1 protein-coding gene is annotated in these 766 nt (G+C 70.2%); it reads left to right on the top strand.

The window, feature by feature from the left end; all coding sequences use genetic code 11:
• Positions 1–766: ABC transporter ATP-binding protein (locus ABFX54_RS56680; RefSeq protein WP_346115624.1), on the top strand; the 766-nt coding region annotated here is incomplete at both ends.

Raw genomic sequence — 766 nt, 5'->3', positions numbered from 1 at the left:
GACGGCTGACCGGCCCCAGGCCGCTGCCCGTCCCCGGCTCCTTCGAGCGCATCACGGCCGAGGACATCACCTTCACCTACCCGGGCGCGGAGTCACCGGCGCTCAGCGGTGTCTCGGTCGAGATCAAGCAGGGTGAGGTGATCGCGTTCGTGGGTGAGAACGGTTCGGGCAAGACCACCCTGGCCAAGATCCTGTCCGGCCTGTACGAACCCGACACCGGCACCGTGCGCTGGGACGACACCGACCTGTCCCAGGTCAGCCCCGAAGAGCTGCGCACCCGCACCGCCGTCATCGCCCAGGACCACACCCGCTGGCCCCTGGCCGCCCGCTACAACATCACCATGGGCACCGACCGCGGCGAAAGCGCCCTGCACGCCGCCGCCACCGTCGCCGGCGCCGACGAGGTCATCGCCGAACTCCCCCACGGCTACCGCACCCTGCTCGACCGCCGCTTCAAAGACGGCTGCGAACTGTCCGGCGGCCAATGGCAGCGCATCGCCGTCGCCCGCGGCTTCCACCGCGACGCCGACCTGCTCATCTGCGACGAACCCACCGCCGCCCTCGACGCCCGCGCCGAACACGCCCTCTTCGAACGCATCCGCACCCACGCCGACGGCCGCACCGTCCTGCTCATCACCCACCGCCTGGCCAGCGTCCGCTACGCCGACCGCATCTACGTCCTCGACCACGGCCACATCACCGAACAAGGCGACCACGACACCCTCATGACCCACAACGGCCTCTACGCCGAGCTCTACACCCTCCA

It is taken from the genome of Nonomuraea maheshkhaliensis (assembly GCF_039529435.1).
Lineage (GTDB): Bacteria > Actinomycetota > Actinomycetes > Streptosporangiales > Streptosporangiaceae > Nonomuraea > Nonomuraea maheshkhaliensis.
This window is presented reverse-complemented; position numbering and strand designations above follow the sequence as displayed.